The sequence below is a fragment of the Streptomyces sp. NPDC053673 genome (assembly GCF_055585225.1).
This window is the reverse complement of sequence record NZ_JBVJKN010000047.1, coordinates 1-6,567: the sequence shown is the minus strand read 5'-3', so window position 1 is coordinate 6,567 and position 6,567 is coordinate 1. Positions and strand designations below refer to the sequence as shown.

Genomic DNA, 6,567 nt, shown 5'->3' with positions numbered 1-6,567 from the left:
CGTACGCCTCCGTCTGCAACAACCCCGGCACCAGCATCGGCGCGTACTCGCCGATCGTCCGCGCCTGCTGCTCCAGCTCCGCCGCGTCCGCGAAGTACTCCGTGTGCCTGGACTTGCGCGCAAGGTGGCACAGGCGCTGGAAGTGCTCTCCGGAAGCGAAGATCTCGTCCAGCAGCCGGGACACCTCTGGCTGAGGCAGGCGTTTCGCCGACTCGAACTGGCCGATGTACGTACCCGAGCAGAAGACTCGCTCGCCGAGCTGTTCCTGCGAGTAGCCGGCGCCCTCGCGCTCGCGGCGCAGCTCGGAGCCGTAGAAGGTCCTCGGTGAGGCGTATGGGTCGAGTTGGTTCTGGGCGGCCATCGGTCACGTCCCCTCGTGCGTCCGCGGATCTGCCGTGCAGTGCGCGAATACCGCTGCGCCGACCGCTGCGCCGATCTCGGGGAACGACTGCTCGCAGCACGGTAGTTGGGCTCACCGCTGCCTACTGAGCGTAGCGCCACGGCGTCACGCTGTGAGTGCAAGTCGCAGATGTTCACGACCTGTGACCCCCGACGTTGCCAACGCCCTCTGGTAGGGCCTCATTTGCGCGGCGATGCTGAATCGCTGTCGAGTGCGCAGCAGGCGCACACATGGGCCGCCTTCACCGGAGTCGCCGTGGTTTCCTCAGGATTCGCAAGGTTCGCAGGAGTCACAGGGTTAGCAAGGTTCGCAGGGGTCAGAGGGTTTACAGGGTTCATCAGACGTTCTGGATTCATCAGACCTGTGCTTGTCGTGACGGTGTCCTCGGCCTTGGCGCTGGGCGCCGCCGGGCCCGCCGCCGCCGAGGCCGCACCGCCGCCGCCCGAGCCCGTCGCGCGGTCCGTGGCCGAGATGCTGCGGGCCGTGTCGCCGCCAGCCGCGAGCGGCCCGGACGGCGACGGACCCAGCGCGGGCTTCGACACCCTCTCCATCGCGGACGGCGACGGGCTGGAGACGGCCCGGACCAGCCGCCCCATCGCCCCCGGCGTCGAGTTGACCTCGTACGACCGGCTGGAGTCCGACAAGTGGCTGCGCGTCGACTCGCTCTCCGTCGACCTCACCGCCGACACCAAGGTCGACTACCTCTACCCCGGCAAGGTCGCCGCCAGGAAGACCGTCTCCCAGCTCGCCGCCGAGCACGATCCCGGTCCGGGGCGCCGTACCGTGGCCGCGATCAACGGTGACTTCTTCGACATCAACCAGACCGGAGCTCCCAGCGGCGTCGCCATCGACGACGGCCGGCTCGTCAACTCACCGGCCATCGGCCACCACCGGGCCATCGGCTTCGGTCCGGCCGACGCCGGGCGCATCCTCGAGCTCTACTTCGACGGCACGCTCACTCTCCCCGCGGGTACTCGCCCGCTCGCCTCGCTCAACGCCGCCAACGTCCCGGCGAACGGCGTCGGCGCCTACAACGCCCAGTGGGGCGAGGCGGACCGGGCCCTCACCGTCGACGGAGCGCGGCGCACCGCCGAAGTGACGGTCGTGGACGGGAAGGTGGCCACCGCGGCAGCCGCACCCGGCAAGGGACCGGTCCCGGCCGGTACGACCGTGCTGGTCGGCCGTGACGCAGGAGCCGACGCGCTCGCCGGGCTGGCCGTCGGCGACCCGGTCGCCATGGAGTACCGCCCGCGTGCGGGCACGGGAGAGGTGCCGCAGACAGCCATCGGCGCCAACGAACTCCTCGTCGTCGACGGCAAGCCGGTCAACCACGACGGCGGCGGCAACAACACCGCGGCCCCGCGCACCGCCGTCGGCTTCTCGCAGGACGGCAGCAAGATGCACATCCTCGGCGTGGACGGCCGCCAGGCCGACAGCGGTGGCACCACTCTCACCGAACTCGCCCTGATGATGCATCGCGCCGGCGCGTACAACGCCATCAACCTCGACGGCGGCGGCTCCTCGACGCTCGTCGCCCGCGAACCGGGCAGCGACACGACGCAGGTGGAGAACAGCCCGTCCGACGGCACCGAGCGGACCGTCCCCAACGGCCTCGCCTTCACCGCCCCCGACGGCAGCGGAAGGCTCAGGGGCTACTGGGTCGAGACGGCCGTGGACCCCGGCTCCGCGCCCACCGCCGACCCGGTGAGGGGCGGCCACCCCGAGCGCGTCTTCCCGGGACTCACCCGCCGCCTCACCGCGGCCGGGTACGACGAGACCTACGGTCCGGCGGCGGGGGCGCCGCGCTGGTACGCGGAGAATCCCGCTGTAGGACGGGCCGGCGCCGACGGTGTGTTCACGGCCGAGCGCAGCGGCAGTACGAAGGTCACAGCGCAGCGCGGAAGTGCCCGCGGCAGCGTCCGGTTGACCGTCCTCGACGACCTGGACCGGATCCGGTCCTCGGCCCGGCGGGTCGGTCTCGCCGACGTGCAGGCGTCCGGGCGCTTCGGCATCGTCGGTCTCGACGCACACGGCACCAGTGCGCCGATCGAGCCGTCCGACGTGACGCTCGACTACGACCGCGGCCTCTTCGACATCACGCCGAACGCCGAGGGCGGCTTCACCGTCAAGGCGCGTACCGCGCAGGCCGCGGCCGGTCAGGTCAAGGTGACCGTGGCGGGCAGGAGCACGGTGCTCGCCGTCACCGTCGGTCTGGCCGAGCAGCAGGTGGCGTCCTTCGACGACGCGGGCCGCTGGACGTTCAGCGCCGCCCGGGCCTCCGGTTCGGTCGCGCCGACGGTTGACGGGCACACCGGAACCGGCCTGGAGATCAGCTACGACTTCACCCGGTCCACCGCCACCCGTGCCGCGTACGCCAACCCGCCGGGGCAGCTGATACCCGTCGACGGCCAGCCGCAGTCGTTCGGGATGTGGATCAAGGGCGACGGCAAGGGCGCCTGGCCGACCCTGCACCTGAAGGACTCGGCGGGGTCCGACCAGCTGCTGCGCGGCCCCTACGTGACCTGGACCGACTGGAAGCACGTCGAGTTCGCCGTCCCCGCCGGGGTCTCGTACCCGCTGACCGGCTACCGCTTCTACATCGCCGAGACCGGCGCGACCCGCTCGTACACCGGGAAGATCGTCATCGACGACCTCACGGCGAAGGCCCCGCCGGCCATCGGGCTGCCGGACGAGCCGGTCCACCGGGACCCGCTCGTCGATCCGGCCGCCCGGGTGGAGGGCCGGGACTGGCAGTTCGCGGTGATGTCGGACGCGCAGTTCGTGGCCCGCAGCCCCGGCAGCCCGATCGTCGCCCAGGCCCGGCGCACCCTCCGCGAGATCAAGGCCGCCGAGCCGGACTTCCTGGTCATCAACGGCGACCTGGTCGACGAGGGCTCGCCCGAGGACCTCGCCTTCGCCCGCACCGTCCTGGAGGAGGAGCTGGGCGACGACCTGCCCTGGTACTACGTACCGGGCAACCACGAGGTCATGGGCGGAAAGATCGACAACTTCGTGGCCGAATTCGGGCCCGCGCAGCGGACGTTCGACCACGAGGGCACCCGCTTCATCACGCTCGACACCTCCAGCCTCGGGCTGCGGGGCGGCGGCTTCGCGCAGATCAAGGAGCTGCGCCGGCAACTGGACCGGGCCGCCGCCGACCCGAGGACCGGGTCGGTCGTGGTCATCCAGCACGTACCACCGCGCGACCCCACGCCGCAGAAGGGCAGCCAGCTCGGCGACCGCAAGGAGGCGGCGATGCTGGAGGGCTGGCTCGCCGACTTCCGCCGTACGACGGGGAAGGGCGCGGGATTCATCGGCAGCCACGTCGGCACGTTCCATGCCGAGCACGTGGACGGCGTCCCGTACCTGATCAACGGCAATTCGGGGAAGAACCCGTCCACTCCGGCGGACCAGGGCGGCTTCACCGGATGGTCACTGGTCGGCGTCGACCAGGTGTCCAGGGCCCAGCAGGCCGTGGCGCGACGGCAGCCGTGGAACGGCGGCCCCGACTGGGTGTCCGTCCAGACCAGGGCGCACGTCGACGGCCTGACGCTCACCGCCCCGGAGACGCTGCCCGCCGGGAAGGACGCCGACGTCGAGGCGACGGTGATCCAGGGCGAGGGCGCCGGTGCGCGTGAGGTGCCGGTCGGCTTCCCGATGAGCGCCGACTGGAGCGGCTCGCCGAACGTGTACGTCGGCGACCCGGACCGGGCCAAGCCGTGGCACGTCGCGGCGTACGACCCGGCGACGGGCCGGCTCGCCGGGCTCCGGTCCGGTACGGGCACGCTCGCGGTGACCGTCAACGGGGCGACGGCCGAGGCCCGCTTCACCGTGGCCGCCCGTCAGGGCCACGGCCCGGTGGCTCCGGCGGCGTAGCCCCGCCCCGACGGCCCGGTGGCCCCGGCGGCGTAGCCGCCCCCGCCAGGCGCCGGCATACGAGACGTCCGGACAACTCGGCCTCCGCGAGGTCCGGACAACCCGGTCTCCGCGAGGTCCGGACAACAGAGACAAGGCCCGGGTCCATGATCTGGGCCTTTGTCGTGGAGCATTCGATCGCTAATTGCGGGCACCGTCATCTGTCAAGTCCCGAAAAGTAGCGGCATGACGTGATCCGGGGTCCGGGACTTACTTGAGACGTGGGCTCACTCAGAGGACGTGGACCCACCACATCATCGGCATCAGCCCTGGCAGTGCGATTTCCGGGACATGTGCCCCGCTGCCGAACCCTGCCGAACGGCTCGTGAAATCACGGGGGCCGTCCGGCCTCTTCGTCATTTCTCGCGAGAGGAGAACGCCATGATTCACGCTTCCCGGACGTGGAGTCCCCATATTGATACGAGTCCCCTCCTTGATACGAGACCCCTTATGGAGATGAGGAGGGCGAATGCGAATGAACGGTGCTCTCCCCATGACCTGGATGTGGGGAGGGCGTCATGAGCTCCATACCTCCTCCGTCCGAGCGCCCCGCGGGCCCTCCGTCCGGTCCGCTGTCCGGGCGGCCATCAGGTGAGCAGGTTTCGGCGACGCCGACGCGACCACCAGGTGCTCCGCCACCACCAGGCCCTCCGTCCGGTCCCCCGGCCGGGATCGGCGGACCGGGTGGGCCGGGCCGGCGTCGTGGAGCGCCATCGCCCTGGTGGCGTGCGCGCGGCACGATGGCGGCTGCCGGTGCTGCGGCGTTCGTGGCGATGGCGGTGATCCTCGGCACCACCGTCATGGGCGGGAGCAGCAGCGCCGGAGAGATCCTCCTCGAAACCGCCTCGGCGCCGGGCACCGATCCGTTCACCCCGTCGACGGCCAAGGACACCAAGAGTCCGGCACCCCCGTATGCGACCCCTAGTACGTCGCCGAACTCTGCTACGCCGACGCCCGGCGCGAACGGTACGGGCCTTCTCGAGGTCAACGGTTCGCACCCGGGGCTGTACGGAGGCACACAGAACGTTGCGACCTGCGACGTCGAGAAGCAGATCGCCTTCCTCACGCAGAACAAGGACAAGGGGAGGGTCTTCGCCGGCGCCCTGGGTATCCGGCAAGCCGACATCGCCTCCTACCTGCGGTCGCTGACGCCCGCTCGGCTGGGCTGGGACACCCGGGTCACCAACCACGGGTACAAGAACAACGCGGCCACCAGCTTTCAGTCGATCCTGCAGGCCGGCACGGCCGTCCTGGTCAACGATCGCGGCGTACCGCGCGTCCGCTGCGCCTGCGGCAACCCCCTGACCCCGCCCGTCTTCGTCCAGGGCCAGCAGAAGTACACGGGCCAACAGTGGTCGTCGTTCCAGCCTTCCACGCTCGTCGCGGTCGAACCCGCCGACCAGCCGATGAAGACCGTCAGGATGTTCGACGAGGACAGCAAGGCGTGGTTCGAGCGTCCGAGTGGAGACGTGCAGGGCAGGAACGACCAGCCCGTCCCTGCCCCGAAGGGGCAAGACCCCGAATCGTCGGTCCCTACCTTGCCCACGCCCGTCCCTGACCAAGTTGAGGAGCCCCCTGAGAAGGATGAGGAGGTGGAGCCGCCCGAGAAGGATGAGGAGGTGAAGCCCCCGGAGAAGGACGAGGACGCGAAGGCGCCTGAGAAGGACGAGGAGGTGAAGCCCCCGGTTGAGCCTGCCCCGGAACCTGCCCCGGAGCCTCCGCCGGCCCCGGAACCGGCCCCGGAGCCTCCGCCGGCCCCGGAACCGGCCCCGGAGCCCCCGCCTGCCCCCGAGCCTGCCCCGGAGCCCCCACCTGCCCCCGAGCCTGCCCCGGAGCCCCCGCCGGCCCCGGAACCGGCCCCGGAGCCCCCGCCTGCCCCCGAGCCTGCCCCGGAGCCCCCACCTGCCCCCGAGCCTGCCCCGGAGCCCCCACCTGCCCCCGAGCCTGCCCCGGAGCCCCCGCCTGCCCCCGAGCCTGCCCCGGAGCCCCCGCCGGCCCCCGAGCCTCCGGTTGAGCCGGAGCCCCCCGTTGAGCCGGAGCCCCCCGTTGAGCCGGAACCCCCGGTCGAGCCGGAAGCCCCCGTCGATCCGGGGTACCCGGAACAGCCGCAGGACTACGGCACTGACGCCGTCTCGCTCCTGATCTGATCCGGCCGCAGCGGGGGGGGGGGGGGGGGGGGGGGGGGGGGGGGGGGGGGGGGGGGGGGGGGGGGGGGGGGGGGGGGGGGGGGGGGGGGGGGGGGGGGGGGGGGG

At 71.8% G+C, this 6,567-nt stretch carries 3 protein-coding genes; 2 read left to right on the top strand and 1 reads right to left on the bottom strand.

Features of this window, described 5'->3' with window-relative positions:
• Positions 1-361 (bottom strand): helix-turn-helix domain-containing protein (locus ACZ6ZQ_RS35310; protein WP_469772611.1); only part of this gene is annotated, 361 nt, incomplete at its 3' end.
• Between the two features lie 417 nt (positions 362-778).
• Between ACZ6ZQ_RS35310 and ACZ6ZQ_RS35305 the strand changes: the two genes are divergently transcribed.
• Positions 779-4,276 (top strand): phosphodiester glycosidase family protein, encoded by a 3,498-nt coding sequence (locus ACZ6ZQ_RS35305; protein ID WP_469772647.1) that lies wholly within the window; start codon positions 779-781, stop codon positions 4,274-4,276.
• A 779-nt stretch (positions 4,277-5,055) separates the two neighbouring features.
• Positions 5,056-6,462, top strand: a complete 1,407-nt coding sequence (locus tag ACZ6ZQ_RS35300) for a DUF6777 domain-containing protein (RefSeq protein WP_469772610.1) — start codon at positions 5,056-5,058, stop codon at positions 6,460-6,462.
• Positions 6,463-6,567: the final 105 nt, after the last annotated feature.

Bases quoted from the DNA above. Each gene is read 5' to 3' on its own strand.
- ACZ6ZQ_RS35300 (WP_469772610.1), top strand. From the start codon at position 5,056: ATGGCGGCTGCCGGTGCTGCGGCGTTCGTGGCGATGGCGGTGATCCTC.